Annotated in this window: 21 protein-coding genes; 9 read left to right on the forward strand and 12 right to left on the reverse strand. The window is 69.8% G+C overall.

All coding sequences use genetic code 11. The features are described 5' to 3' along the window. Positions 1–13: 13 nt before the first annotated feature. Complete coding sequence (locus E3O39_RS08515) at positions 14–997, reverse strand: PDR/VanB family oxidoreductase (protein WP_134449360.1); 984 nt, start codon at positions 995–997, stop codon at positions 14–16. A gap of 15 nt (positions 998–1012) precedes the next feature. After that, positions 1013–2101 (reverse strand): aromatic ring-hydroxylating dioxygenase subunit alpha, encoded by a 1089-nt coding sequence (locus E3O39_RS08520; RefSeq protein ID WP_134449361.1) that lies wholly within the window; start codon positions 2099–2101, stop codon positions 1013–1015. 118 nt (positions 2102–2219) lie between these two features. On the opposite strand from E3O39_RS08520, the gene E3O39_RS08525 reads away from it, so the two are divergent. Together E3O39_RS08525 and pnuC are read left to right on the forward strand one after the other, a co-directional pair. Next, complete coding sequence (locus tag E3O39_RS08525; protein WP_134449362.1) at positions 2220–2882, forward strand: PadR family transcriptional regulator; 663 nt, start codon at positions 2220–2222, stop codon at positions 2880–2882. After that, a complete protein-coding gene (gene pnuC, locus E3O39_RS08530; protein WP_134449363.1) occupies positions 2879–3559 on the forward strand; it encodes a nicotinamide riboside transporter PnuC in 681 nt (226 codons plus the stop codon). Before E3O39_RS08525 ends, pnuC begins: the two co-directional genes overlap by 4 nt. Before the next feature lie 116 nt (positions 3560–3675). On the opposite strand, the gene E3O39_RS08535 is transcribed toward pnuC, so the two are convergent. Together E3O39_RS08535 and E3O39_RS08540 are read right to left on the reverse strand one after the other, a co-directional pair. After that, on the reverse strand, positions 3676–4743 hold the full coding sequence (locus E3O39_RS08535; RefSeq protein WP_134449364.1) for a hypothetical protein: 1068 nt from the start codon (positions 4741–4743) through the stop codon (positions 3676–3678). Positions 4744–4809: 66 nt separating this feature from the next. Next, entirely contained in the window at positions 4810–5751 is a 942-nt protein-coding gene (locus E3O39_RS08540; RefSeq protein ID WP_134449365.1) for a hypothetical protein, read from the reverse strand. A 98-nt stretch (positions 5752–5849) separates the two neighbouring features. On the opposite strand from E3O39_RS08540, the gene E3O39_RS08545 reads away from it, so the two are divergent. From E3O39_RS08545 to E3O39_RS08555, 3 genes are all read left to right on the forward strand, one after another. After that, a complete protein-coding gene (locus E3O39_RS08545; protein ID WP_134449366.1) occupies positions 5850–8030 on the forward strand; it encodes a thioredoxin domain-containing protein in 2181 nt (726 codons plus the stop codon). A gap of 49 nt (positions 8031–8079) precedes the next feature. Further along, positions 8080–8508: a DUF1761 domain-containing protein gene (locus E3O39_RS08550; protein ID WP_134449367.1), complete on the forward strand. Its 429-nt coding sequence runs from the start codon at positions 8080–8082 to the stop codon at positions 8506–8508. A 197-nt stretch (positions 8509–8705) separates the two neighbouring features. Beyond that, positions 8706–10532, forward strand: a complete 1827-nt coding sequence (locus tag E3O39_RS08555; RefSeq protein ID WP_134449368.1) for a stealth family protein — start codon at positions 8706–8708, stop codon at positions 10530–10532. Here E3O39_RS08555 and E3O39_RS08560 read toward each other — a convergent pair. Further along, entirely contained in the window at positions 10529–11503 is a 975-nt protein-coding gene (locus tag E3O39_RS08560) for a phosphodiesterase (protein WP_134449369.1), read from the reverse strand. The genes E3O39_RS08555 and E3O39_RS08560 overlap by 4 nt on opposite strands. 195 nt (positions 11504–11698) lie before the next feature. Between E3O39_RS08560 and E3O39_RS08565 the strand changes: the two genes are divergently transcribed. Continuing rightward, positions 11699–12616: an NADP-dependent oxidoreductase gene (locus E3O39_RS08565; protein WP_134449370.1), complete on the forward strand. Its 918-nt coding sequence runs from the start codon at positions 11699–11701 to the stop codon at positions 12614–12616. A gap of 53 nt (positions 12617–12669) precedes the next feature. Here the strand turns inward: E3O39_RS08565 and E3O39_RS08570 are convergent, their stop codons facing one another. Further along, on the reverse strand, positions 12670–12906 hold the full coding sequence (locus E3O39_RS08570) for a hypothetical protein (protein WP_134449371.1): 237 nt from the start codon (positions 12904–12906) through the stop codon (positions 12670–12672). Between the two features lie 272 nt (positions 12907–13178). On the opposite strand from E3O39_RS08570, the gene E3O39_RS08575 reads away from it, so the two are divergent. Continuing rightward, complete coding sequence (locus tag E3O39_RS08575; RefSeq protein WP_134449372.1) at positions 13179–14108, forward strand: phosphatase PAP2 family protein; 930 nt, start codon at positions 13179–13181, stop codon at positions 14106–14108. A gap of 50 nt (positions 14109–14158) precedes the next feature. Here E3O39_RS08575 and E3O39_RS08580 read toward each other — a convergent pair whose 3' ends face one another. Both E3O39_RS08580 and E3O39_RS08585 read right to left on the reverse strand, forming a co-directional pair. Continuing rightward, complete coding sequence (locus E3O39_RS08580; RefSeq protein WP_241975437.1) at positions 14159–14353, reverse strand: hypothetical protein; 195 nt, start codon at positions 14351–14353, stop codon at positions 14159–14161. A 151-nt stretch (positions 14354–14504) separates the two neighbouring features. Beyond that, a complete protein-coding gene (locus E3O39_RS08585) occupies positions 14505–16250 on the reverse strand; it encodes a pyruvate dehydrogenase (RefSeq protein WP_134449374.1) in 1746 nt (581 codons plus the stop codon). Positions 16251–16428: 178 nt separating this feature from the next. Here E3O39_RS08585 and E3O39_RS08590 point away from each other — a divergent pair, with 178 nt between their 5' ends. Beyond that, positions 16429–17754 (forward strand): type III polyketide synthase, encoded by a 1326-nt coding sequence (locus E3O39_RS08590; protein ID WP_255454129.1) that lies wholly within the window; start codon positions 16429–16431, stop codon positions 17752–17754. Positions 17755–17783: 29 nt separating this feature from the next. After that, positions 17784–19721 carry an FAD-dependent monooxygenase gene (locus E3O39_RS19845; RefSeq protein ID WP_198413413.1) on the forward strand — a complete coding sequence of 646 codons (1938 nt, stop codon included), beginning with the start codon at positions 17784–17786 and terminating at the stop codon, positions 19719–19721. A 40-nt stretch (positions 19722–19761) separates the two neighbouring features. Here E3O39_RS19845 and E3O39_RS08605 read toward each other — a convergent pair whose 3' ends face one another. From E3O39_RS08605 to E3O39_RS08620, 4 genes are all read right to left on the reverse strand, one after another. Next, positions 19762–21876, reverse strand: a complete 2115-nt coding sequence (locus tag E3O39_RS08605; RefSeq protein ID WP_134449375.1) for a glycogen debranching N-terminal domain-containing protein — start codon at positions 21874–21876, stop codon at positions 19762–19764. Between the two features lie 73 nt (positions 21877–21949). After that, complete coding sequence (locus E3O39_RS08610; RefSeq protein WP_241975438.1) at positions 21950–22750, reverse strand: carbohydrate ABC transporter permease; 801 nt, start codon at positions 22748–22750, stop codon at positions 21950–21952. 86 nt (positions 22751–22836) lie between these two features. Next, positions 22837–23979 (reverse strand): carbohydrate ABC transporter permease, encoded by a 1143-nt coding sequence (locus E3O39_RS08615; RefSeq protein ID WP_134449377.1) that lies wholly within the window; start codon positions 23977–23979, stop codon positions 22837–22839. 6 nt (positions 23980–23985) lie between these two features. After that, entirely contained in the window at positions 23986–25248 is a 1263-nt protein-coding gene (locus tag E3O39_RS08620) for an extracellular solute-binding protein (protein WP_134449378.1), read from the reverse strand. Between the last annotated feature and the right edge of the window lie 150 nt (positions 25249–25398).

Here is a 25398-nt window from a genome sequence, read left to right on the forward strand (position 1 = left end):
GGGGTGCGGAGGATCAGGAAATGTCGATTGTCACGACGGCGGTGCCGCCGGGCGGGGCGACGGCTCGGGACACGCAGCAGCACATCGTGCCGCGGGAGTCCTTCTGGCGCTCGCTGTAGAAGACGTCGCGGTGGTCGATGTCTCCGTCGAGGTCGAGCACGCGCACCTCGCAGAGTCCGCACTCACCCTTGCGGCAGTCGAACATCAGGTCGACCTCAGCGGCCTCGAGCGCCTCGAGCATGGTCTCGGTCGCCCGGACGGTGACCTCGGCGCCGATCCGCGGGATGCGCACGACGAAGTCCTCGGGGGCGAACCAGCCGCTGTTGCCGAAGGTCTCGAACCGGAGGTCGGGGTAGGGGAGCTCGCGTTCGATCCAGGCCCGGCGGACGGCGTCCATCAGCCTGATCGGACCGCACAGGTAGAGTTCGGTGCCCGGTTCGACCCCGCCGACGAGCTCGGTGACGTCGAGCGGGTTGCCTTCGTCGGTGATGTGGAGTCTCAGCCGGTCGCCGTGCGCGTTCTGCACGTGTTCGACGTAGGCCAGCGCCGGCCGGCTGCGCCCGGCGTAGACGAGCGTGTAATCGGCGCCGACCGACCGGAGCACCCTCGCCATGCCCATGACCGCAGTGATGCCGATGCCGCCGGCCAGCAGCACGTAGTGCGCGGCTCCGACGCGGAGGGGGAAGTCGACGATCGGCTGGGTGATCTCGACGGTGTCGCCGGGCCGGAGGGCGTGCATCGCCCGCGCGCCGCCGCGGGACCGCGGCGAGTCGAGCACGCTGATCGCCAGGGTCCGGCCGTCGGGGCCGGCGTCGACGACGGAGTACGACCGGCGGTCCAGAACCCCGCCGATCGGCACGCGCACGTCGATGTGCGCGCCGGCGTCGACCTTGGCCGGGTGGTCGGGCGCGAGCACGATCCGGCGGATGTCGTCGGTGAGGGCGGTCGAGTCGACGACCGTGGCGCGCTGCCAGACCGCCGCGTGGGACGTTGCCATCGTCGTCGCCGCCGCTCAGCCGGCAGCGACGGGCGCGGGCAGGCGTCCCTCCGCCGCGAGCTGACGTTCGATCAGCCGCCGCACCCACATCCCGCCCGCGTCGATGTTCAGGCTGTAGAACTCGTAGTCGGGGTTTGCGTCGATCGCGGCCTGCTGGGCGACGAGCATGTCCTCGTCTTCCCTGAAGACGCCGGAGACCCCGTCGCGCAGCTGGGTGGTGATCACCTGGCTTTCGAGCCGGTAATTGCGCATGAACGCCCAGAAGTAGCGGGAGGAACGGTCGGTGACGGGCGAGATCGTGTTCATCACATAGCCGTTGACGCCCTGGCTTCGATCGCCCTGCGGCGCCCCGGTGCCGGCCCGCGCGACACCGACGTCGATGTTGATCGTGGTCGGCGATTCGAAGTGGATGATCTGCCAGCGGTCGACCTTCCCCTCGAAGCCGGGAAACTTGTCGCGCATGTTCTTCAGCCAGAACGGGGGAGCGTCGATGCCGAGCATCCAGCGTTCCACGGTGACGGTCCGTTCGTCATGGTGCACCGTGAACTCGGATTCGCTCAGCGCCTCCTGGCCGATCGAGGAACTGTGCACGAATTCCTCGTGGGTCAGGTCCATCAGGTTGTCGAGCACCAGCTGGTAGTTGCAGTCCACCGAGATCGTCAGGCCGTCTCCTGCCCACTCCGGGTCATCCATCTGGTGCATGTCGGGCACGAGCTCCGGGTCGGCCAGGGCTGCGTCGCCGAGCCACACCCAGACGTAGCGGTACCGTTCCACGACGGGGAAGGACGCGACCGTTGCGCTCGGGTTGATGGTCTCCTGTGCCGGCATCGAGACGCAGCGGCCCGCCGAATTGTAGAGGATGCCGTGGTACGGGCAGCGGATGCCGTCCCGGCCCTCCAGTTTGCCCATCGAGAGCGGCGCCAGCCGGTGCCAGCACGCGTCGGCGAGGGCGACGGCGTCACCGTCCTCGGTGCGGTACAGCGCGAGCGGACGGTTCGCGACGGTTCGCGCGAGCGGCTTGCGATTGACCTCGTGGTCCCAGGCCGCGACGTACCAGGCGTTGAGCGGGTGGCCGAGGATCTTGTCGACGGTCGTTTCCTTCATCGGGACTCCTTCGTCCGGACATCATGCACCTGGCATCACATCGATATGTCAATGGAGGGCAACAATACCTATGTCGATAGTGAAACCACAAGACCCTTTCAGGGACCAGAATCAAACCATGAGCCTGCGCTACGCCCTCCTCGCGCTCCTGACGGCGCAGCCCATGACGGGCTACGACCTCGCCAAGTCCTTCCACAGCTCGGTCGGGCACGTCTGGAGCGCCCCGGACTCGCAGATCTACCCGGAACTGCGCCGGATGGAAACCGGGGGACTGATCGAGGCGACGGCAGTTGCCCGGAGTACCCAGGCGACCCAGGCGACGAAGCGGGTCTACCACATCACCTCGCTAGGTGAGCAGGCGTTCCGTGCGTGGATGGCCGAACCGGTCGAGTACTCGCGGGAGCGAGACCCGGCGCACCTGCGTGCGGCGTACTTCGAGTGGGCCGACCCGGACTCGGTCCGGGAGCAGCTCCGGGCGCACGTGCGGCACTGGGCCGGGTTGCGCGAGCAGTGGCAGGGCCAGTTCGCCGCGATCCGGGACCGTACGCATCCGATCTTCGTCCAGAGACTGTTGATCAGCCCGGAGTCCGAGCGGCCGCGCATCGCGGCGTACAAGCTCTTCGCCTACGAGGGGCTCATCGCCCGGGCCGAGCAGGAAATCGGGTGGGCAGAGCGTGGGCTGCGCCTGGCCGACGAGCTTGAGCCGAAGCCGCCCGAAAGCGTTCGCGGTAAGTTGGGAGAAGGCGGAGGGACCAGCCCCGGCGAGGAAGTTGACCTGTGAATCCGATTGAGTGGCTGTTCGACGCGCAACTTCAGATCGGCACGCAGACCATCCTCTGGCGCGAGGTGATCGGCAACGCGTTCGGGATACTGAGCGCAGTCGGTGGAATGCGCCGCAAGGTCTGGGCGTGGCCGGTCGGCATGGCGGGCAATGCGCTGTTGTTCACGGTGTTCCTCGGCGCCGTCTTCGGTACCCCCAACCCGGTGAACCTGCTCGGCCAGGCCGGCCGACAGGTGATGTTCATCATCGTGTCGATCTACGGGTGGATCCAGTGGTCGCGGAGCCGCCACTCCACCGTTCGCGCCGCGGTCGTGCCGCACTGGGCGGGCAACCGCACCCGCATCCTGCTCGGCCTCGGCATGGTCGCCGGCACCCTCGTGCTCACCCCGATCTTCCGTGCCCTCGGCTCCTTCGAACCGGTCTGGGCTGATGCCTGGATCTTCACGGGCTCCCTGCTCGCGACCTACGGCATGGCCAAGGGCTGGACCGAGTTCTGGCTGATCTGGGTCGCGGTCGACATCGTCGGGGTACCGCTCCTGGTCAGCGCCGGGTACTACGCCTCGGCGATCCTGTACGTGTTCTACGGGGCGTTCACGATCACGGGCTTCTTCATCTGGATGCGGGTGCAACGCCGCCGCAGGGACTTCGTCGAGCACGAGCTCACCGGCACGGTGTGACCCGCCCGCTTGACGAGCCTCGCCGCGGCCGACCACGGTCGAGTGTCGCCGGTTCCGCCCAGACGACCCGGTGTACGGGCGATCCTCGGCGGGTGTGGCGACACTCGGCGCCCGGGCTACCCGTCCGCGCTAGGGTGCGGGCCGCTCGATGAGCTCATTCCGTCTGCGGTCCAATCGACGCTGACGTCGATCAGCTGGTCGTAGGTGTCCGAAACGGTGAGGGGGCCTGCCGTCCCGAGCGAGCCCATGACCGTGGCGTTGAGGTGTAGCCCGCTCCCGGCGAGTTCGTCGAGCGTGGTGCACGCGCTCGTGCCGGTGAGGTCGGCGTTGCGGAGGATCAGGCAGTATTGGTCGTCACGGAGCCGTGCCGCGAAGACACTGTACGGCAGTCCCGTTTCGAGGACCGGTCCGAAAAGGCTGTGCACCGAGGTGTACTCGCCGCCAAGGGCGGGCGTGGTGTCGTCGGGCACGAATTCGGGCTGGTCGAAGACCCCGAGCAGGTTTCCGGCGGATGCGGCGGGCCCGGCCGTCTCGGAGGCTCCGGCCGTCGGGGTAGCGCCGCCAGAGACATCCGTTGCGCTGGCCAGACCGCTCGCCTGCAGAACGAGCAGGGCGAGCACCCCGACCGCGGCACCCGCCAGCACCAGCGCTCCTGCGCGCAGCACGCGCAGGCGTCGCGGCGCCGAGGCTTCCGGCCCCGGGCCCGCTGCGGTTCCCGCCGCTGCATCCGCTCCTCCCTCCGCGAGAGTACGAAAAGTGCCCGTATCGGGGTCCGATAAGGGCACTTTTCGTACTCTCGCGGGAAGGAATGGTCCGGTTTTGGCGAGCGCGCCGGCCTCGAGGGTGGGGTACTGGCCGAGGAGTGCGTCGAGGTCGGCGGTGTCCCGGCCGAGCGCCAGCTGCAGGGCCGCGAGACGCTGCTCGTCCTCGGAAGCCGACTCGGGCGAGCGGGCACGGGAGTACACCGCCGCCTGCAACTCCGGGAGTTCGGCAGCGGGGTCCGGCCGGCCGGCCGGCGTCTCCGTGAGCGGATGCGCCCGCCACCAGAGGGCGTCGAGTACCTCGTGTCGACCCGGGTAGGCGCCCCGCAGAACTTCGTGGAGCGCGGCATCCGCCTGGGCAGCCTCGCGCAGTCGCCCGGCCCGCCGCTGCTGCTCGGACTCTGCGCTGATCTCGAATACCATTCCGGCCCCCCCGACGGTTGTGACACTCACCCTAGCGAGTGGGCCGCCGGGAACAGGTGCTGCCGGTCAGGAAGTGGGGTGCGGGGCGGTCTCGCTCGACACGACGCCGTCGGTACTGATCCTGATCGTGACGTCAGCGAGGGCGCCCGCCGGTTCGAGGGAGTCCTTGCCGAGGGTGAAGGGATTGACCGGCACCGTCGCCGTGAGGGTCAGGCCGCGGCGGGCGATTTCGGCGAGGCCGACGCACGCGCTCGCGCCCTGCTGGCCCTGGGTGCGCAGGATGACGCAGTAGAGGTCGTCGCCCCGCCGCGCGACGTACACGAAGGAGCTGGTCTCGCGCTCGACGAACATCGCGTGGATCGAATCCCGCCGGAACTCGGGACCGAGATCGATCGTGGTCTGGTCGGGGATCGGCGGCTGGTCGAAGAGCGCGAGAAGCCCTGGCGAAGCGGATGCCGCCGGCTCGGTGCCCGGGCCGCTCACCGGGCCGCCGAGGGACAACAGGGCAGAGGTCGTGGCGACGGCGATCCCGCCGAGGAGGAACCCGGCCGCGACGAGGAGCACGTTGCGCCGGCGAGTCGGCCCGCGGAACGCGCGGGCGGGTCGTGCCGTCGCGTCGGCGTCGGATGTGCCCGCAGCATCGAGGGGGCGAGTGCCCCGGGAGTGGACGACGTCGGGGGAGGCCGCGGCGTCGGGGAACAGCACCAGCAGTGCCTCGAGGTCGGTCGCGTCCTGCCGCAGCTGGGCGGTGAGGTCGTGGAGCCGCCGCTCACTCGCCTCGAGGGAGCCGTCCGGGCCCGGGCGCGCGTACACCGCGGCCTGCAACCGGGGCAGTTCTGCGGCGGGATCCGGTCGCCCGCCCGGGGTGCCGGTGAGCGGGTGCGCCCGCCACCAGAGTGCGTCGAGCACGTCGTGCCGGCCCCGGTAGGCGGCGCGGAGGTCGGAGGCGAGGGCGGCATCCGCTGAGGCCGCGGCGTGCAGCCGCAGCGCGACAGACTCCGTTGTCATCCCGCGGCTCCCATCGGTCGAGGTGTGTCCACTTTAACCAGTCGGGCGCGGCGTCACCGGTTCGATTGCCCGTTGCGGGGTCGGGGCACAATGGGACCATGCCGAATCGTCTTGCCGATGCGATCAGCCCGTACCTGCGCTCCCACGCCGACAACCCGGTCGACTGGCACGGCTGGGGCAGCGAGGCCTTCGCCGAGGCCCGGGCGCGCGACCTTCCGCTGCTCGTGTCGATCGGATACTCGACGTGCCACTGGTGCCACGTGATGGCGCGGGAGAGTTTCAGCGATCCCGACCTCGCCGCCTACCTCAACGCGCACTTCGTGAGCATCAAGGTCGACCGGGAGGAGCATCCTGAGGTCGACGCGACCTATCTCGCCGCAGCAAGCGCGTTCGTCGACGGCCTCGGCTGGCCGCTCAACGTCTTCGTGACCCCTGAAGGACGTGCTTTCTACGCGGGAACGTACTTCCCGCCGACCGCCGTTCCCGGCCGACCGGCGTTCCGGCAGGTGCTCGAAGCCGTCACGGACGCCTGGACCGACCGCCGCGCCGAGGTCACCGAGACCGGCGCTCTCGTCGCAGACGCGCTCGCCGCAGCCGCCAGACAGCAGGAGCTCGCCGATGCCGCCGTCGCCGATGCTGCCGTCGCTGCTTTCGATGGTGTCGACGGCAACGATGTCGGGGGAGCCGGCCCGCGGAACCTGCTGCCGCAAGGCAGCGTGCTTGACGGCATCGTCGAGGGCCTCGCCGTGACGGAGGACACCCGGTACGGCGGGTTCGGCGGGGCGCCGAAATTCCCCGTCGCCCCCGTCCTCGCGTTCCTGCTCGACCGCTCATCCGGCCGCAGCCTCGCCCTGCGCACCCTCAAACGGATGGGCGCCTCCCCGCTGCGGGACCCCGTGGAGGGCGGATTCTTCCGCTACGCCGTCAACCGGGACTGGAGCGAGCCCCACTTCGAGCGGATGCTCTACGACAACGCCCAGCTCCTGGACCTCTACACCCAGGCCTGGAAACTGACCGGGGAACAGTGGGCGCGCACGGTCGCCGAGGGCGTCGCCGAGTTCCTCCTCTCCGTGCTGCAGCTGCCCGACGGCGGTTTCGCGAGTGCCCAGGATTCCGAGAGCACCGTCGCCGGACGCCGCGTCGAGGGCGGCTACTACGCCCTCGACATCGACGCCCGGCGAACGCAGCCCAGCCCCGCCCTCGACGAGAAGGTGCTCACCGGCTGGAACGGCCTCGCGATCGGCGCGCTCGCCCGCGCCGGTTTCGCGTTCGGTGATTCCCGCTACACGGATGCCGCGGCCCGCGCCGCCGACTACCTGCTGTCCCGGCATCTCACCGTGGAAGCCGAAGCCGAATCCGCAGCCGAATCCGCAGCCGACTCCGCAGGTGACGGGCCGGTGCTCGTGCGAGCCTCCATCGCCGGCCGGTCCTCGACGGCGCGGGCTACCCTGGAGGACTTCGGGATGTTCGCACGGGGACTCCTCGAACTGGCACTCGTGACGGGTGAGGAACGCTACGCGTCCGCGGCGCGCCTCCTGGTGGACAGCACGCTAACGGCGACGACCGACACTGCCGCGACGACCGACACTGCCGCGACGACCGACACTGCCGCGACCACCGACACGGCCGCCGCACGGTTCCGGGTCCCGGGCGGCTCCGATCCCGTGCTGGTCGGCCAGGGACTCGCCCTCGAGGTCGACCCCTCCGAGGGCGCATACCCGTCCGGACGCTCGGCCGCCGCGGGCGCCGCTCAGCTGCTGTACCTGATGACCGAGTCGGAGAAGTACCGGGATGCAGCGGTCACGGCGGTCGTCCCGTTCCTCGCCCGTGCCGCGGAACGCCCGCTCGCCTTCGGTGCCGTCCTGCAGCTCTGCTCCGCACTGATCGCCCCCGTGGAACAGCTCGTGCTCGTCGCGCCAGACGCCCGGGCCGCTGCGGCGGAACCCAGCGGTGACGCCGACCTCGACGAGCCAGGGGAGCCCGACTTCTCGGCCGCACCCTCCTTCTTCGATGTGCCCGCTGCCGTGAGCGTGACGGCACTCGTCGACAGCGCGAGGCAGCGGGCGACCGGCGTCATCGCATCCGTCACAGCGACCCAGTCCCGCACACTCGCCGCCGCCGGATTCGACCTCTTCGCCGGCCGTGTTCCGCTCCGCGACCGGCCGACGGCGTACCTCTGCCGCGACTTCGTCTGCCGCGTGCCGGTGACCGACCCTGCGGAGCTAACGATCCGGGAGACATCCGGGGAGATCTCTCCCGACGGGCCCGCGTCGCCCTAACATCGAGGCATCCCCTCCGCCACCGGCGGAATCAGCGAGAGGATCCCTCATGGTTCCCGAGATCAACATCTGGGCGGTACTGCTCGCCACCGCGTCGAGCATGGCCGTCGGGTCGGTCTGGTATTCGCGCCGGGTCTTCGGCGGGTACTGGATGCGTACGGTCGGCCATGACGAGGAGAGCATGCGCGGCAACGCGGTCGCTCCCATCGTGATAACCGTCCTCGTGAGCTTCGTCACCGCGTGGGTGCTCGCGGGCGCCATCGCGATCACGCAGAACTTCTACGGCGGCAGCTTCCTCGCCAACGCGCTGCTGACCGCGCTGATCCTCTGGGCAGGCTTCACCGCCGCCCGGATGGTCACCCACGACGTCTTCGACCGGCGCCCCGCCGGGCTCACCGTGCTCAACCTGGCCCACGAGCTCGTGACCCTCGAGGTGATGGCCCTGATCATCGGCCTGATCGGCATCAACTCCCTCTGAACCCGCGCCGGAGGTCCCGGCGCCGTCATCGGGGCGGGTCGCCGGGCAACGTAGACTGGGAGGAACGCTACCGCTTGCTGTCGGCTGCCGGTTCCCGGCTCAGACCGGGTCGCGGCCGCCGGCACGTACCGGACGCACTCTCCCCGGCAACACACGGTTGCCCCGTTGATGAGTGTTCCCATTTCCCGAGGAGGACCATGGTTACCGTCGATCGTTCAGCCGCAGAGCCGTCGGTCGTCCCGGTGAGCCCGGCCGGCACCGCCAGCGCTCCGGGCACCGCCAACTCCGCCAACCCCGGGCTCTCGCTGAGCACGGAACCCGAACTGGTCCTGCTCTCCCCGGACGCCCGCACCCGCCGCTTCGACCGCGACGACGTCGTCGTGCGCAAGGGCGAAATCGCCCTCATCAACGGCCACTTCACCCCGCACGAGTCCATGGTCAGGGACCTTCTCGCGATCGCCCACGCCCTCGACGCCGCCGGCATCGACTTCCTGCTCGTCCGCGGCGACCACGACCGCCCGGTCCTCGCCGTCGATCGCAAGCGCCGCAAGCACATCACCCGCGCGCTCGCCGAGGCGTTCTCCAACGACCCCTTCTACGCCAAGCCCCTCGACGGGCACCTCACCCAGCCCCTCCTGCTCGCCGACGGCGCCCTCACCACCCTGCGCAAGTCATCCGTCTTCCGGGTGTACCGCCCGCGCATCGAACCGATCGGCCGCCTCCGGTACGGCGCCGAGACCGCGTTCCAGTTCGAACTCTGGTTCTTCGGCGAAGACGAGATCGTCGCCCCGGTCGAGAACTCCCTGATGCGCAAGCGGATGCCGCGTGGCGAGGCCCGCGAGACCACCATCACCCTGTATGGGCGCACCTGGCGCACCCTGCAGCACATGTTCGACGATCTCGCGAGCGACGTGAGCTTCGACATCGACATGGTCTTCTCCTGGGTCGACGGCTCCTCGAGCGATTTCCAGCGCGAACGCGCCAAGCGGATGAAGGCATACGTCGTCGGCAGCGGCGACGAGTCCGACGCCCGCTTCCGGCAGATCGACGAGCTCAAGTACGCCCTCCGCAGCGTCTACATGTTCGCGCCCTGGGTGCGCCGCATCTTCATCGCGACGGACTCGCCGGCGCCCGAGTGGCTCGCCGAGCACCCGCGCGTCACGATCATGAACAGCGAGGACTTCTTCCCCGACCCGAGCGTGCTGCCGACCCACAACTCGCACGCCGTGGAGAGCCAGCTGCACCACATCCCCGGGCTCGCCGAACACTTCCTGTATTCCAACGACGACATGTTCTTCGGCCGCCCGGTCGGACCGGAGTTGTTCTTCTCGCCGGGCGGCGTCACGAAGTTCATCGAGGCATCCACCCGGATCGGCCTCGGCGAGAACGACCCGAGCCGCAGCGGGTTCGAGAACGCCGCCCGGGTCAACCGGGCGCTGCTCCGCGAGCGCTTCGGCAAGGTCACGACCCGGCACCTCGAGCACACGGCGGTGCCGATGCGGAAGAGCGTCCTGCTCGAGCTCGAGGCGGAGTTCCCCGAGGACTTCGCCCGCACCGCGGCGAGCCAGTTCCGTTCGGCGACCGACATCTCCGTGACGAACTCGCTCTACCACTACTACGCGCTGACCACCGGGCGCGCGGTCGAGCAGACCCAGGCCAGGTCGCTCTACATCGAGACGACGCTCAAGCTCGCGCTGCGCCAGATGAACAAGCTCCGCAAGCGCCGCGACCAGGACATGTTCTGCCTCAACGACGGCAGCTTCCCCGAGATCTCGGACGAGGTGCGCCGCGCGGCCGTGACCGAGTTCCTCGAACAGTACTTCCCGATCGTCGCGCCGTGGGAGCGCGAGGCGCAGGCCACCGTGAGCGGCACGCCTGCCGCCACGGACAGCGTCTCCCCAGGCGCCGAGTTCGCTCGGTTCGGCCGAGAGGGGCAGTCGCACCGGCGCATCTCGGCGGAATCCGGCGAACTCGCCGGTGCGGCGGTCGCGATCGCGCTCGGCCAGGCGCCGCGGCCCGCTTAGCCCAGAACCGGGATCGGCGTGGTCATCGGCGGCTCACGGAGCGCCGGGAGAGTACCCGCGCCCATGATCGTGATGCCCGACGCGGCGAGGCGGCGGGCGCTCTCCTCCGGGTCGATGTAGTCGAGGGGGGCGTAGCTGCCGAGCGGCACGACCGAGTGCAGCACGGTGTCCGGGTAGACGTGCACGAGGTTGAACGCGCGGGCGCCGTCGCGGCCGCGGGTGCCGCCGACGGGCACGTTGAGGTCCTGCGTGTAGCAGGTGGCCGAGGCCACCGACACCGGGATGCCGGCGAACATCGCGGTCGAGGAGTAGTGCAGGTGTCCGGCGATGATGCTGCGGACATCCGTGCCGCGGAGCACCTTGGCGAGGCGGGCCTGGCCGCGGAGCTCGACGGAGACGGCGAGGTCGAGCACACTCGGAACGGGCGGGTGGTGCATTGCGAGAATGGTGCCGTCGGGAGCGGGAACGCTGAGTTCCTCGGTGAGCCAGGCGAGCTGGGCGTCGGTGACCGTGCCGAAGTGCTGGTGGGGCACCGAGGTGTCGAGCGTGATGATGCGGAGGCCGCCGATGTAGTCGACGCGGTCGATCGGTGCTGTCGACGAGGGCTGGCCGAGGAGTTCCGCGCGGAAGGCCGAGCGGTCGTCGTGGTTGCCCATCACCCAGATCACCCGGGCGCCGAGGCGGGCGGCGGCCGGCTCGACGATGCTGCGGACGAGGGCGTAGGCATCCGGTTCGCCCTTGTCGGCCAGGTCGCCGGTGATGATGATGGCGTCGGGACGGCCAGAGGATGCCTCGACCTCGGCGAAGAGTTCGGCGAGGTGCCGGGCGCTGTCGACCTGGTCGTAGAGCCTGCCGCCATCGGCCAGAACATGGGTATCGCTGAGGTGGAGCAGGAAATAGTCCGGCCTAGGGTATTCGGCCGTTCGCAGGTTCAAATGAACTTTCCATTCGTCGGGACTGTTTGCACTCATCGTTGAGTCGACTGACTCTACTCCGAATATTCGACCAGCCGACCTTGAACGGCCGGTGTATTCCAGACGAACATGCCGACGGGACCGGAGAAGAGCCGGCGGGGCCCGGCCGTTCGCGGGCAGCGGAAGCCCGTCCGCGAGCGCCGCCGCATCCGAGGGGTGCCGGGTCTTGCGCGCCCTGAATAGGCTGGGCGCATGGCTCGTTTCGTGCGTTTCTCCGAATTCGGCGGCCCGGAAGTCCTGCGGGTGATCACCGGCGATCCGCCTGCCCCCGGCCGCGGCCAGGTGCGGGTGCGGGTGCACGCCGCGGGGCTCAATCCCGTGGATTGGAAGATCCTCCGCGGCGGTCCGGCCGCCGGCGCGTACAGTGTCGTCCTGCCGAGCGGCAACGGGAATGATTTCTCCGGCGTCATCGACGGACTCGGTGCCGGCGTGACGAGCTGGGCCGTCGGCGACGCCGTGCTCGGCGGCTCGCGGATGTTCGCCCAGGCCGACTGGCTCGTCGTCGAAGCATCCGCCGTCATCCGTAAACCGGATGCGCTCGGTTTCGTCCCTGCCGGGGCCCTCGATATCGCGGGCCGCACCGCGACGGCGTCGGTGCGCTCGCTGGCGCTGACCCGAGACGACACGGTGCTCGTGAGTGCGGCCGCCGGGGGAGTCGGCGTCCTTGCCGCGCAGCTCGCCGTGCGCACCGGCGCGGCCGTTGTCGGAACCGCGAGCCCGGCGAACCACGATTTCCTCCGCAGTCTCGGCGTCATCCCCGTCGCATACGGCCCCGGTCTCGCCGACCGGGTACGCGCGCTCGTACCCCGGGTGACGGCTGCGCTCGACAACAGCGGTCCCGCCACGATCGACGCCGCCCTCGAACTCGGTGTGCCGGGCGGCCGCATCAATACGATCGCCGCGCGCGGCCACCGGGCCGATGCCGGCATCACCGGCGTCGGTGGGCAGGCGGTCCGCCCTGGCGACCTGGCCGCCCTCGCCAACCGGATCGCGAGCGGGGACGTGGTGCTGCCGGTCGACCGGGTATTTCCGCTCGAGGAGGTCGCGGACGCCTACCGCTACCTGATGGGCGGGCACGTGCGCGGCAAGGTCGTGCTCGCCCTGGTCTGAGCTCGCCCTGGTCTGAGCCCGACCTGGTCTGAGCGGGGCGGATCAGGGGTGGGTCAGGGGTGAGTCAGTCCCTCGGTGGTTCCCGGAAGGGTGGGCCGGGTCACGGTGTCCTGCTCGTAGGGTTCGGAGGGTTCGGCCTGGGCGCTCGCGGCCCGGCGGCGCTCCTCTTCGAAGTCGCCCTCGAGTCCGCTGAAGCCCTCGGCACCGGCCGGGTGGGCGCCCCGCGACGTGGTCCCGCGTGCGGGATGGTCCTTGTCGGCGACGTGCCGACCGTGGTGTGCAGCAAACATGCCCGTCACGATACGCCGCGTCCCCGCCGAGTCAAGGGCTAGCGTGCGGCGGGCACTTGTGCAGCGGTGGTTCGCGGGAGTCCCCGCACGGTGTACCTTCAACATCACAGCAGTTGAATTCTGCTGAGAAGGACCTCGGCGGCGTTCGGCCCCGGGGTCCTTTGCTTTGGCCCGGTGTCGCCCGGTGTCGCCCGGTGCCGTTGACTGCGACGTCCTGTTCGGTGTCCGATCCGGCGTTTCCGCGGCCTCACCCACGGTCTGTCCAGCGAGTCGTGCGAAGCTGGACTGTGCGCTCCCTCTCGACAACAGGATTCCTGCGATATCTCGGCGGCGCGATCGTCGCGTCGGCCGTCTTCGTCGCGCTGTACCTCTTTTTTGTGCGGACCCTGCACGGGCAGACGATGGACCAGCTCGCCTATGACGGCTCGATCTTCGGCCGTCGCAGCGTCACGGTCGTCACCCAGCAGGTGCTCGACCAGGTTCCGACCGTCTCGGTCGTGGCCGGCGCCGTCATCACCGGGATCATCACGGCCGTGCGCCGCGATCTCCGCACGCTCGTCGTCGCGGTCGTCGTCGCCCTGGGGGCCGTCGTCACGACTCAGGTCCTCAAGGACATCCTGCTCACCCGTCCCGATCTCGGGGTCGACGGTTACGCCGGCAACTCGTTCCCGTCCGGGCATACGACGGTCGCCGCGGCATCCGCTCTTGCCGTGTTCCTCGTCTCGAGCCCGCGGACCCGCTGGCTCGCCGCACTGCTCGGCTCGGCGTTCGCGGCCGTCGCGGGCGTCTCCACGCTCGCGAACGGCTGGCACCGCCCGAGCGACGTCATCGCCGGGCTCCTGGTCGTCGCGGTCTGGGGCTGCGCGGGCGGCATCGCGCTCTGGGTATGGGGCGCATCGCCCCGCCGCCTGCGAGCGCGCGGGTCGGCACGCCGGTTCGCGGCGGGGAACGCCGACCCGGACGCGGGGACCGGTCCCCTGGCCCCGACCCGCGGAACGCCCGCGATCGGATACCGCATCCAGCTCTGGTTCGTCGTGCCGTTCTGCCTGGTCGCGGCCGCGGCGTTCCTCGTGACGTTCTTCGGCGCCTCCGGCCCGAACAGCGAGGCCGTCATCGCCTACGTCGGCGGGGTCGCGGCGATCTGCGCCGCCGGATCCCTCGTCGCGTTCGTCGCAACCCACCTCTTCGACCGCCTGCCCTGAGCTGCGGGGCACCCGACCGGTCACGCGGTCCGGCGCGAATCGTCCGGCGCTCAGGCGCCGATCAGGACGAGTACGTGATAGACGACGTAGACCGGCCAGACGATCGCCTGGAGCAGCCCGAGGATCACACCCCAGAACGTTCCGCTCGAGACCGAGACGAAGTAGATCGCCGCTCCGATGTAGGCCAGGAAGAGGACGAAGCCCCACGGTCCGTCCCGCACGATCACCCGTCCACGTCCGTCCATGGCCATCAGCTCCTCCGATTCCGCACGCCCCGGTGACTGTCCTCTGGGCCTCAGGGTAGCCCGAGTGCAGCCAGCGCGACACGGGGCGGCCGCGCCGGTTTCGGCGGGCCGCGCCCGCCGTTTCGGGCGCGGCCTGCCGATGTGGGCGCGACTAGAGCTTGTGGATGTTCGTGCGGGCGAGCTGCACGGCCTCGCCGACGCCGCCGTTCAGCACGACTCGGGAGAGGGCGAGCGCGAAACCGCGCACCTGCGCCCCGGTGATCGTCGGCGGCATGCTCAGGGCGAGCGGGTCGGTGACGAGGTCGACGAGCGCGGGCCCGTTGTGCTCGAAGGCGCGCTCCAGGGCGCCGCGGATGTCGGCGGGATCCTCGACCCGCTGGCCGTAGATGCCGAGGGCGTTGGCGACGGCGGCGTAGTCGACGGCCGGAACGTCGACGCCGAAGTCGGGGTAGCCGTCGACGAGCATCTCGAGCTTGACCATGCCGAGGGTTGAGTTGTTGAACACGACGATCTTCACCGGCAGGTTCTGCGCGGCGACGGTGGCGAGCTCGCCGAGGAGCATCGAGAGGCCGCCGTCTCCGGACAGGGTCACGACCTGGCGCCCCGGGTGGCTCGCCTGGGCGCCGATCGCCTGGGGGAGCGCGTTGGCCATCGATCCGTGCAGGAGCGAGGCGAGCATCCGCCTGCGCCCGTTCGGGTTGATGTACCGGGCCGCCCAGACGTTGCACATGCCGGTGTCTGCGATGAAGACGGCGTCGTCTGCGGCGACCTCGTCGAGGATCGAGGCCGCGTACTCGGGGTGGATCGGCGTGCGCTTCTCGACGTTGCGCGGGTTGCCGTCGACCTTGTGCATGAGCTGTTCGTGGTGCTTGAGGGTCTTCTCGAGGAAGCGCCGGTCGGCGGTGCGGGTGATCAGCGGGGTGACCGCGTTGAGCGTCGCCGCGACGTCCCCGTGCACCGGCACCGTGACGTTCGTGCGCCGGCCGATGTGTTCCGCACGGATGTCCACCTGCGCGATGACGACATCCGTGCCGTCGGGCAGGAATTGCGAATACGGGAAGTCGGTGCCGAGCAGGATGAGCAGGTCGGCGTCGTGCATGCCGTCGTGGGCGGCGCCGTAGCCGATCAAGCCGGTCATACCGACGTCGAAGGGGTTGTCGTACTGGATCCACTCCTTGCCGCGCAGGGAATGCCCCATCGGGGCGGCGAGCAGGTCGGCGAAGGCGACGACCTCGTCGTGGGCTCCGGCGACGCCGATCCCGGCGAAGATGGCGATCTGGCGGGCGTTGTTGATGGCGTCGGCGAGGCGCTGCACGTCGGCCGTCGAGGGCACGAGGGTGCCCGGCTTGGTCAGGGTGATGGTCGGCGCGGTGCCGACGGAGGGCAGCTCGGCGATGTCGCCCGGGAGCGTGACGACGGCGACGCCGCCGAGGCCGATGGCGTGGCGCATGGCCATGCTCACGACGCGCGGGGCCTGGGCGGCGGAGCTGACGAGTTCGCAGTAGTTGGAGCACTCGACGAAGAGGCGGTCGGGGTGGGTCTCCTGGAAGAAGGAGCTGCCGATCTGGGCGCTCGGGATGTGGCTCGCGATCGCGAGCACGGGTGCCCCGGAGCGGTGGGCGTCGTAGAGGCCGTTGATGAGGTGCAGGTTGCCCGGTCCGCAGCTCCCTGCGCAGACCGCGAGCTCACCGGTGAGTTGCGCCTCGGCGCTGGCCGCGAAGGCCGCGGCCTCCTCGTTGCGCACGTGCACCCAGTCGATGCCGCCCTTCGCGGAGCCGCCGCTGCGCCGAACGGCGTCGACGATCGGGTTGAGGCTGTCGCCGACGATGCCGTAAATGCGGCGCACGCCGGAGTCGATGAGCTGGGCGATGATCTGGTCGGCGACGGTCGTGGCCACGGGACTCCCTCGGATAGGCGGGCACCGGCCCGCGGTTGGCGACGCGCGTCCCCGTTGCCCCACGCCACATTCCAGCCTAGGCATCACTCCGCTCCACGGAACCGCGCCCAGCGGATTCACTGCCGGCACCCAGTTTCGGGATCCGGGCATCCGTTGGCCGTTGCCGCCGCGCGCGAAAATGAGGGGTGTGCCTCGCAGGGCCGCGTGTAACACTGGGGCTATGTCCGTCACTCTGAGAGCGTTGCAGACCGTTGTTCCATCCACCGTCCTCATCCAGGAACAGGTGCGCGATGTGTTCGCGGCCCAGCCGGGATTGAGCAGGCTGGGGAAGAGGCTCGTGACGGCATCCTTCAACCTGTCCGGGATCGAACGACGTCACACCGTCATCGAGGAGTTGACCCTCGACTCGGAGAAGCCGGACCCGCAGTTCTTCGACGCGGCGACGCAGACCCTCCTCGTGCCGAGCACCCGGGTGCGCAACGAGCTGTACATCACCGAGGCGACGAAGCTCTTCGTCGAGGCTGGCCGCCGCGCGCTTGCTGCGTGCCCCGGTATCGAGGCCGCCGATGTGACGCACGTGGTGACCGTGTCCTGCACGGGCTTCTACGCGCCCGGCCCCGACTATATGCTCGTGCGGGAATTGGGCCTGAAGCCGACAACGCAGAGGTATCACTTGGGGTTCATGGGTTGCTACGCGTCGATGCCCGCGCTTCGCACCGCGAAGCAGTTCGTCGAAGCCGACCCGAACGCCGTTGTGCTCGTGGTCAGCGCCGAGCTCTGCTCGCTGCATCTCCGCACCTCGGACGACCCCGACACGATCGTTGCCTCCTCCCTGTTCTCGGATGGTGCGGCAGCGGGAATCGTGAGTTCGCGCGCCCCGGCGCCGGGCGAGAACGCCCTCAGCCTGGACCTCTTCGAGACCGTGATCACGCCGGTCGGCGAGGGCGACATGGCCTGGAAGATCGGAGATGAGGGCTTCGAGATGGTGCTCAGCAGCTATGTTCCGCACATCATCGACGAGCACATCGAGGGCGCTCTCGCTCCGCTCTTCGCGAAGGACCCGGGGCTCGCCGCTGCCGTCGCGGCGCTCGGCGAGACCATGCCGATCGAGGAATTTGCGTCTGAGGTTGCTGAGCTGGCCGAGGTCGCCGAGGTCGCCTCAGGCGGGTCTGTCGCCACGCTCACCGCCTCAGCCGTCGTGGTCGCGGCGGCCGAGGCCGCACGGGCGCCACTCAGCACCGCGATCGCGCACTGGGCGATCCACCCGGGCGGGCGCAGCATTCTCGACAAGACCGAGGCCAAGCTCGGGCTGAGCGAGGCGCAGCTCGTGCCGTCGCGGGAGACCCTGCGCTCCTATGGCAACATGAGCAGCGCGACGATCCTCTTCGTGCTGAAGGCGATCCTGGACGCCCCGGACACCGCGGACGGTGAGCGGCTCTGCGCCATGGCGTTCGGACCGGGGCTCACGGTCGAGTCCGGCCTGATGACTGTGGTGCGCGGCTGACGCGGTTGGCGCGATCGCCGTTGGTCCCGATGTTGCCGTTCCTCCGCCTGCGGGCGAGCGACGCGGTCGAGCTCATGGACGATCCGGGCTGCGACCCCGAGGTCCTGAGCCGCACGTACGACTATTTCCAATACGTGAACGCCGCCGTCTCCGGCTGGCGCGGGGTGTACCGGCGCGAGATCCGGCCGCTCCTCTCGACGAGCCGGGAGAGCACGCTGCTCGATATCGGCTCGGGCGGCGGCGACGTCGCCAGGGCGCTCGCCCGCTGGGCGGCCCGGGACGGCCTGCTCCTCACAGTGACCGCGATCGACCCGGATGCCCGCGCCCACCGCTTCGCGACCGCCCGGCCGCCGCTGCCCCGGCTGACCTTCCGGCAGGCGCTCAGCTCCGACCTCGCCGACGAGGGAGCTCGCTTCGATGTCGTGGTGTCCAACCACGTGCTGCATCACCTCACGGGCGCGCAGCTCGGCGGCCTGCTCGCCGACTGTCAACGGCTCGCGGCGCCCGGCGGCCGGGTGCTGCTCGGCGACATCGAACGCAGCACCTTCGCCTACGTCGGCTTCGGCCTCGGCACCTGGCCGCTCTTCCGCGACTCGTACATCCGCGCGGACGGTCTCACGTCCATCCGCCGCAGCTTCACCGCGCCGGAACTGCGCGCGGTCGTGCCGCCGGGCTGGGACGTGGTGCGGGAGCATCCGTCCCGCCTGCTGCTGCGCTGGGACGGCCCGGGCGCGGAACTTCCGCCGTTGCGCGGGTGGTCCGCCACCCGCGCAACGGAGCAACGCCCGCGCCCGGCGAGGTTGGGCGCTGAGGCGAGCGATGGGCAGCGGATGCGGGACGTCATCGTGGTCGGCGGGGGTCCCGTCGGGATCCTGCTCGCGGGGCTCCTCGCGGTGCGCGGCCTCGACGTCGAGGTGCTCGAGCGGCGCGCGGAACCGTCGCGGCGGTCGCGAGCCATCGGCATCCACCCGCCGTCGATGCGCGCCCTCGAGGAGCTCGGCCTCGCCGACGCCGTCGTCGAACGCGCGGTGCGGATCCGTGGCGGCGAGGTGCGCTGCGACGGGCGCGCCCTGGGCCGCTTGACGTTCCGCGAAGCGGCCGGGCAGCATCCGTTCGTCGTCTCGCTGCCGCAGTACGAGACCGAAGCGCTGCTGCGCGCCCGCTTCGACGAGCTCAGCCCCGGCCGGTACCGGTCTGGTGTAACGGTCACAGATGTCCGCGACCGCGGCGACCGCGTCGAGCTCGAGGTCGAGGAGGCCGGAACGGCGACCGTACTCGAGGCCCGCTACGTCGTCGCCGCGGACGGCGCCCGCAGTGTCATCCGCGCACTCGCCGGCATCCGCGGCATCAAGCGCGGCGGTGGAGACACCTATCTCATGAGCGACTACCCCGCCGGAGAGCAGGCCGCCGAGCAGGCGGTGCTGTACTTCGAGCGCGGCGGCGTCGTCGAGTCATTCCCGCTCCCCGGCGGGCGGCGGCGCTGGGTCGCGATGACATCGTCCCTGCAACCGGATGCCTCGAGCCACGACCTCGCCGCGATCGTCGAGTCCCGCACGGGCGTGGTCCTGCCCTCGTCCGGGGCGTCGGTGAGCGCGTTCTCGGTGCAGCAGCGGCTGGCCGAACGTCTCGTCAGCGGACGCATCGTGCTCGTCGGCGACGCGGCGCACCAGATCAGCCCGATCGGCGGCCAGGGCATGAACCTCGGCTGGCTCGACGGACTCCTGCTCGCCCCGGCGCTCGCGCTCGCCATCAGGGAACCGGGCACCGCGGCATCCGTGCTCTCCGACTATGACCGTCGCCGCCGCCGGAGCGCCCGGATGGCTGCCCGGCAGGCCGGCTTCAACATGATGATGGGCCGGCCGGCCACGGGGCTGCGGCTGCGGCTCCGCAACGGACTCGTGCGCACCCTCGCCGTTCCGCCGGCGAGCGCCGTGCTCGCGAGCGCCTTCACGATGCGCTGGCTGTAGCCCGCACCACCCGGCCCGCGCCACCGACCGCGCTCCCGAGTTATGCCCGGGGCTGGCGGGGGAGGATCGTGACCGAGCCCAGGAGGGCCGGGGTGATCGGGGTCGAGGCGACCGTGCCGGCCTCGCGGTCGGGGGCGAGGCCGAGAACGGTCCCGAGCACGGAGATCGCCGCCGCCGCTGACCAGGCCTGCGGGCGGCAGGCCGCGGGGTAGGGAACCGCGACCGGGAATTCTGCCGCGGAGTCCCCGGAGTGGAGCTCCGGCATTCGGTAGCCGAAGGATTCGGCGGCCGCGAGCAACCCGTCGATCAGGATGCCGGCCTCGGCGCCGAACCCGGCGCGGCCCAGCCCGTTGATCGCGATCGCGGTGTCGTGGGTCCAGACCGAGCCGCCGTGGTAGCTCAGCGGCCAGTATCCGGTCGAGTCGGTCGACATCGTCCGCAGCCCGAAACCGGAGTTGAGCTCGGGGGAGACGAGCCGGGCGGCGACGAGCGCCGATTCCTCGGCGTTGAGCAGGCCGGTGCCGAGCAGGTGGCCGATGTTGCTCGTGACCGTGTCGACCGGGCGCTTGTGCGCGTCGAGCGCGACCGCCGGGTAGCGTCCCTCGGGAGAGTCGATCCAGAAGGATGCCCGGAATCGGGCCTGCAGGTTCGCCGCCCAGGTGCGCCACTCGGCCGCGCCGGGGCGACCGAAGGCCTCGAGCAGCTCGGCGCCGCCGATCGCAGCCTGGTAGGCGTATGCCTGCACCTCGCAGAGAGCGATCGGCCCCTCGGCGAGGGAGCCGTCCCGCCACTGGATCGAGTCGCCGGAGTCCTTCCAGCCCTGGTTGGCCAGGCCGTGCCCGGTCTCGTCGACATAGGAGAGGAACCCGTCGTCGTGGCTGTCGCCGGAGTCGCGCATCCAGCCGAGTGCCGCCTCGAGGTGGGGCAGCAGGGCCACGACCTCGGCGTCGGGCAGGCCCCAGTGCCAGGCGTCGTTCAGCAGGCAGATCCACAGCGGCGTGGCGTCGACCGTCCCGTAGTAGAGCGGCGGCAGGTTCAGGCTCTCGCCGGGCATCGAGAACGCGCCCGGCCTCAGCTCGTGCATGATCTTGCCCGGCTGCTCGGCCGTTTCGGGGTCGGAGACGGTGCCCTGCAGGCTTGCGAGCAAGCGGAGTGTCGAGCCGGCGATGTCGGTGCCGAGCGGCAGCAGGAACCGCGCCGCCCACAGCGAGTCGCGCCCGAACAGGGTGAAGAACCACGGCGCTCCTGCGGCGAGGAACGGCTCATCGGGCCGAGCCGTCGTCGCCATCCGCAGCCCGCTGAGGTCATCGAGGGCGCGCTGCACCCAGCGGCCGAGCCGGGCATCGCCGGAATGCACGGTCACGCCATCCCACTCGGGCAGGCCCTCGGCCGCCTGCACCACGGTTGCACGGTGCTCGACGTCGACGGTCCATTCCACGGTCGCGGTGCCGTGCGCGGGCACTTCGACCGCCCAGCTCGCCGCGACGACCGGTGCGGCGGCATCCGTCCCGGCTCGGTGCGCCCCGCCGGCGGCCGACGCGGGTGTCTGGGCGAGTGTCGCGTCGCTGCCGAACCGAAGCACGGCCGTCACGCTCGGCGTCGACAGGCGGATGCCGTCGGCAAGGGTCTCGAGGTCGACGACGGGCGTCTCCGGCAGGTCCTCAGTCGGGAACGCGCGCCGGCTCTCGGGGTCGGCGAGCCCCGCCTTGACGGTCTGCATGTCCGAGAAGTCGGGGTGGACCCGCAGGGCGATCGTGGTCGAGACCGTGTGGCCCAGGCCCGAACGGATCGTGATGCGTTCCCGCATCCGCCCGGCGCTCAGGGTCCGCGTCACCTCGAGCCGCAGCCGCGGGTCGGCGGTGGCGTCGTCGAGGTGCCGAAGCAGCGAGGTGAAGGTCACTTCGCCCGAACCGCGCCCCGCCTGGGCGATCGCCTCGCCGTGTGCCCCGTCGACCGAGACGTCCCAGCCAGAGAGCACGCGGGTGTCCGCGTGGTACAGGCCGTGGATCGGCAGTTCGGTGCGCCCGTCGGGACGTGACCACGCCTGGGTGGGTGCGGCGAGGACGATGGTCGAATCGTGGAGCAGCGGCTGGACCGGGTGGTCGCCGGCGGGCTGAGTGGGCACGGGCGTCGAGATGAGGGACTGGGAAAGCATGAGGAAGGAACGACTCCTGGGTTGAAGCGGATGTCCACAGGGGGACGGGGAAGGTGGGCCGGCCGGCCGGGACTTACTCCTTGACGGCGCCGTCGGTGGTGTTCATGATCCGTTTCTGGAAGATGAAGAACATCACCGCGACCGGGATGGTCATGATCGCCGCGGCGGCGAGTTTGAGCGGATACTGGGTGCCCTGGCTGAGCTCCCCGGAGGCGAGCGAAGCGACGCCCTTGGTGAGCGTGGTCAGTTCAGGGGACTGGGTGGCCACGATGAAGTGCGAGAGCTCGTTCCACGATCCCTGGAAGGACAGGATGATGATCGTGATCAGGGCGGGCCTCGCCATCGGCAGCACGATCGACCAGAACACCCGGAAGGTGCCTGCCCCGTCGATGCGGGCCTGTTCCTCGACGCTCGCGGGGATCGATTCGAAGAAGTTCTTCATGATGAAGACCCCCGCCGCATCGGTCAGGAGCGGCACGATCATGCCGACGTAGGTGTCGTAGATGCCGATCTGGTTGATCACGAGGAACTTCGGGATCAGGAGCACGACGCCGGGCACGCTCATCACGGCGATCAGTCCGGCGAAGATGACCGTCCGGCCGCGGAACTGCAACCGGGCGAGGGCGTAGCCGGCGAGCGAGTTGAAGAACACCCGTCCGAGCGTGACGAAGATCGTGACGATGGCGGAGTTCTTGAACCAGACCGGGAAGTCCGAGTTGAGGAACAGCTTCTGGTACGCGGCGGTCGACCAGGTCTGGGGGAGCAGCGAGATGGGATTGCTCGCCGCCTCGACGTCCGTCTTGAACGAGGTCGCGACCTGTATCAGGAACGGGGCGATGTAGATGATCGCGAGCACGGTGAGGATCGCGTACATCAGCGACCGGCCGGCGACGGCGCGGGTGGGGAGCTTTTCGCGGCTGAGCGCACGGAGTTTGCGGGATGGGCTGACCGTGGGCGCGCTCATCGTGACTCTCCGGACGTCGTCGTCGATGCGGGTGTGGCCGTGGCCGCCAGGGCGACCGCTGAGGCGGGATTCGTGAGGTAGGGCCGCATCCTGCGCTTCGACACCGGCCGTTCCCGCAACACCCAGCGCTGGAAGAGCGTGAAGAACACGATGATCACGAAGAGGATGAACGCGATCGCGGCGCCCTGGCCCCATTCCTGGTTGTTGAACGCCGACTGGTAGGACAGGTAGGCGGGCGTGAGCGTGGTCTTGCCGGGTGCGCCCTTGGTGCCGGTGTAGATCTGGTCGAAGACCTGCCAGCTGCCGATCAGGCCGAGGGTGAGCACGGTGAACAGGGTCGGGCGCAGCTGGGGGAGGGTGACCTTCCAGAACCGCTGCCAGCCGTTGGCGCCGTCCATCATCGCGGCTTCGGTGACCTCGCCGCTGAGGTTCTGCAGTGCCGCGATGAAGAGCAGCATGAACGTGCCGCTCGTGGTGAACACGGCCATCAGGATGAAGGCCGTCATGGCGACCGAGGGGCCGGCGAGCCAGTCCCACCAGGAGACGCCGAGGAAGGATCCGTCCGTGAGCGCGGCGGGGCCCTGGGTCACCCCGAAGAGCTGCAGGAAGTTGTGCAGGATGCCGCTCGGGTCGTTGAACCAGTTCGGCCCGTTGATGCCGATGAACGAGAGCAGCTTGTTGATGGCGCCCGTCGAGCTGAACAGGAACAGCCAGAGCACGGTGATCGCCACCGAGCTCGTCACCGACGGAAAGTAGAACGAGGTGCGGAAGAAGCCTCGGCCGCGGAGGATCTGCCGGTTGACGAGCACGGCGAGCAGGAGGGAGAGGGCGGTCTGGATCGGGACGACGAGCACGACGTACCACGCGTTGTTGCGCAGTGCCGTGCCGAAGTCCTGTTCGGCCAGGCCGCCCCCGTTCAGCAGGGTGGAGTAGTTGTCAAAGCCGACGAACTTCACGTTGCCGCCGAAGGGGCTGCCGCGGCCTCCCCAGTCGGAGAAGCTGACCCAGAGCGCCATGAGCACAGGGACGACGAGGAACATCCCGAGCAGGATGATCATCGGGGCGGTGAAGAGCCACCCCGAGGCGGCCTCGCCGCCCCGGATTCCGGAGCGGCGAGACGTGCGTGCGGGCTTCGACATGTCGAACTACTTCAGCAGCGCTTCGAGGTTCTTCTGGGCGGCGTCGAGGATCTGCTGGGGATCGCCCGTCTTGAGGGACTCGAGCTTGGAGTTCAGCTCGGTCACGACATCCGCTGAGCCCTTCGCGGTGGGCGTGCCGACGGCGTAGTCAGCACCGTTCAGGAACGGGACGAGCACCGGGTTGGCGGCCTTCCAGTCGGACGCGGCGGACTTGATCGACGGCATCGGGCCGAAGGCCGTTGAGAAGGCCAGCTGGGAGTCCTTGCTGGTCAGCTGCTCGACGAGCTTGAGCGCGGCGGCCTGGTTGGGGCTGTCCGTTGCGATGCCCCAGCAGTTGGTGAACTGCATGGTGCCCTTGCCGGCGGGGCCGGCCGGAAGTTCGGCGACCGTGTACTTCACGCTCGGGTAGTCGCTGGACATGGCACCGGTGATCCAGTTGCCCTCGATCGTCATGGCTGCGAGCTGCTTGCCGAAAGCCTCGCCGCCCCAGCCGGCTCCGACGTCCTTCGCGTACTTCATCACGCCGTCGTTCAGGAGCTTCTTGACCTCGGTGAGACCGGCGACGGCCTCTGCGCTGTTCGCGGTGGCCTTGGAGCTGTCCTCGTTCATGAGGTTGCCGCCGGCCTGCGCCATGAAGGCGCCGGCGCGTGCGTATTCGCCGCCGATGGCGAGGCCGACCTGGTCGGGCGTGGTCAGCTTCTTGGCCACGGTTTCGAGCTGGTCCCAGGTCGTGGGGATGTCGGCGTCGGTGAGTCCGGCCTTCGCCCAGGCATCCGTGTTGATCACGAGGCCGAGCGTGGAGAAGTCCTTCGGCGCGCAGTAGAACTGGCCGTCGTAGGTGAAGGACTTGACGAGGCTCGGGTAGAAGTCGTCCTTGTTGGCGAGGCTGTCGCCGTAGGCGAGCAGGGAACCGTTCGACGCGTAGCCGGCGAGGGCATCCGTCGACAGGTAGAACACATCGGCCGGCTTCTTGGCCGCGAAGCCCTGGGCGAGCTGCTGGTTGAGGTCGCTCGCGACGGAGACGGTGGCCTTCGTGCCGCTCGAGGAGGACCAGGATGCGACGGCCGCGTTGACGGCCTTCGTCTCGGCGTCGCCGCTCGAACCGATCAGGACGGTGAGGCTCTTGCTCGCGTCGCTGGTGAGCGCGGCGGCCGAGCCGGTCGAGCCGGACGTGGTGCCGCCGAAGCTTGAGCTGCAGCCCGTGAGGGCGAGCGCTCCGGCCATGGTCAGGCCGGCCCCGATCATCCAGCGGGAGGTGCGTCGTTGCATTTTCTTCTCCTAAAGTCGCGCCGCAGTGCGCGTTTGCTTGTGTGAGAACGACGATAGCCGGTTTTATTTGATCGATCAAACTTTTTCTTTGATCGATCTAATTCTGGGGTCGATCCGACGCGCTAGTCTGGTTTTATCGTTCCAGCCACG

Source organism: Cryobacterium sp. MDB2-A-1 (genome assembly GCF_004402675.1).
GTDB lineage: Bacteria > Actinomycetota > Actinomycetes > Actinomycetales > Microbacteriaceae > Cryobacterium > Cryobacterium glucosi.

Excerpts from the sequence above, each read along its gene's own strand:
- E3O39_RS08515 (WP_134449360.1), bottom strand. The coding sequence starts at position 997 with ATGGCAACGTCCCACGCGGCGGTCTGGCAGCGCGCCACGGTCGTCGAC.
- E3O39_RS08620 (WP_134449378.1), bottom strand. The coding sequence starts at position 25,248 with ATGCAACGACGCACCTCCCGCTGGATGATCGGGGCCGGCCTGACCATG.
- E3O39_RS08535 (WP_134449364.1), bottom strand. The coding sequence starts at position 4,743 with ATGGTATTCGAGATCAGCGCAGAGTCCGAGCAGCAGCGGCGGGCCGGG.
- E3O39_RS08615 (WP_134449377.1), bottom strand. The coding sequence starts at position 23,979 with ATGTCGAAGCCCGCACGCACGTCTCGCCGCTCCGGAATCCGGGGCGGC.
- E3O39_RS08560 (WP_134449369.1), bottom strand. The coding sequence starts at position 11,503 with ATGAGTGCAAACAGTCCCGACGAATGGAAAGTTCATTTGAACCTGCGA.
- E3O39_RS08545 (WP_134449366.1), top strand. The coding sequence starts at position 5,850 with ATGCCGAATCGTCTTGCCGATGCGATCAGCCCGTACCTGCGCTCCCAC.
- E3O39_RS08610 (WP_241975438.1), bottom strand. The coding sequence starts at position 22,750 with ATGTACGCGATCCTCACCGTGCTCGCGATCATCTACATCGCCCCGTTC.
- E3O39_RS08590 (WP_255454129.1), top strand. The coding sequence starts at position 16,429 with ATGAGGGGTGTGCCTCGCAGGGCCGCGTGTAACACTGGGGCTATGTCC.
- E3O39_RS08565 (WP_134449370.1), top strand. The coding sequence starts at position 11,699 with ATGGCTCGTTTCGTGCGTTTCTCCGAATTCGGCGGCCCGGAAGTCCTG.
- E3O39_RS08580 (WP_241975437.1), bottom strand. The coding sequence starts at position 14,353 with ATGGACGGACGTGGACGGGTGATCGTGCGGGACGGACCGTGGGGCTTC.
- E3O39_RS08570 (WP_134449371.1), bottom strand. The coding sequence starts at position 12,906 with ATGTTTGCTGCACACCACGGTCGGCACGTCGCCGACAAGGACCATCCC.
- E3O39_RS08550 (WP_134449367.1), top strand. The coding sequence starts at position 8,080 with ATGGTTCCCGAGATCAACATCTGGGCGGTACTGCTCGCCACCGCGTCG.
- E3O39_RS08555 (WP_134449368.1), top strand. The coding sequence starts at position 8,706 with ATGGTTACCGTCGATCGTTCAGCCGCAGAGCCGTCGGTCGTCCCGGTG.
- E3O39_RS08525 (WP_134449362.1), top strand. The coding sequence starts at position 2,220 with ATGAGCCTGCGCTACGCCCTCCTCGCGCTCCTGACGGCGCAGCCCATG.
- E3O39_RS08540 (WP_134449365.1), bottom strand. The coding sequence starts at position 5,751 with ATGACAACGGAGTCTGTCGCGCTGCGGCTGCACGCCGCGGCCTCAGCG.
- E3O39_RS19845 (WP_198413413.1), top strand. The coding sequence starts at position 17,784 with ATGTTGCCGTTCCTCCGCCTGCGGGCGAGCGACGCGGTCGAGCTCATG.
- E3O39_RS08520 (WP_134449361.1), bottom strand. The coding sequence starts at position 2,101 with ATGAAGGAAACGACCGTCGACAAGATCCTCGGCCACCCGCTCAACGCC.
- E3O39_RS08605 (WP_134449375.1), bottom strand. The coding sequence starts at position 21,876 with ATGCTTTCCCAGTCCCTCATCTCGACGCCCGTGCCCACTCAGCCCGCC.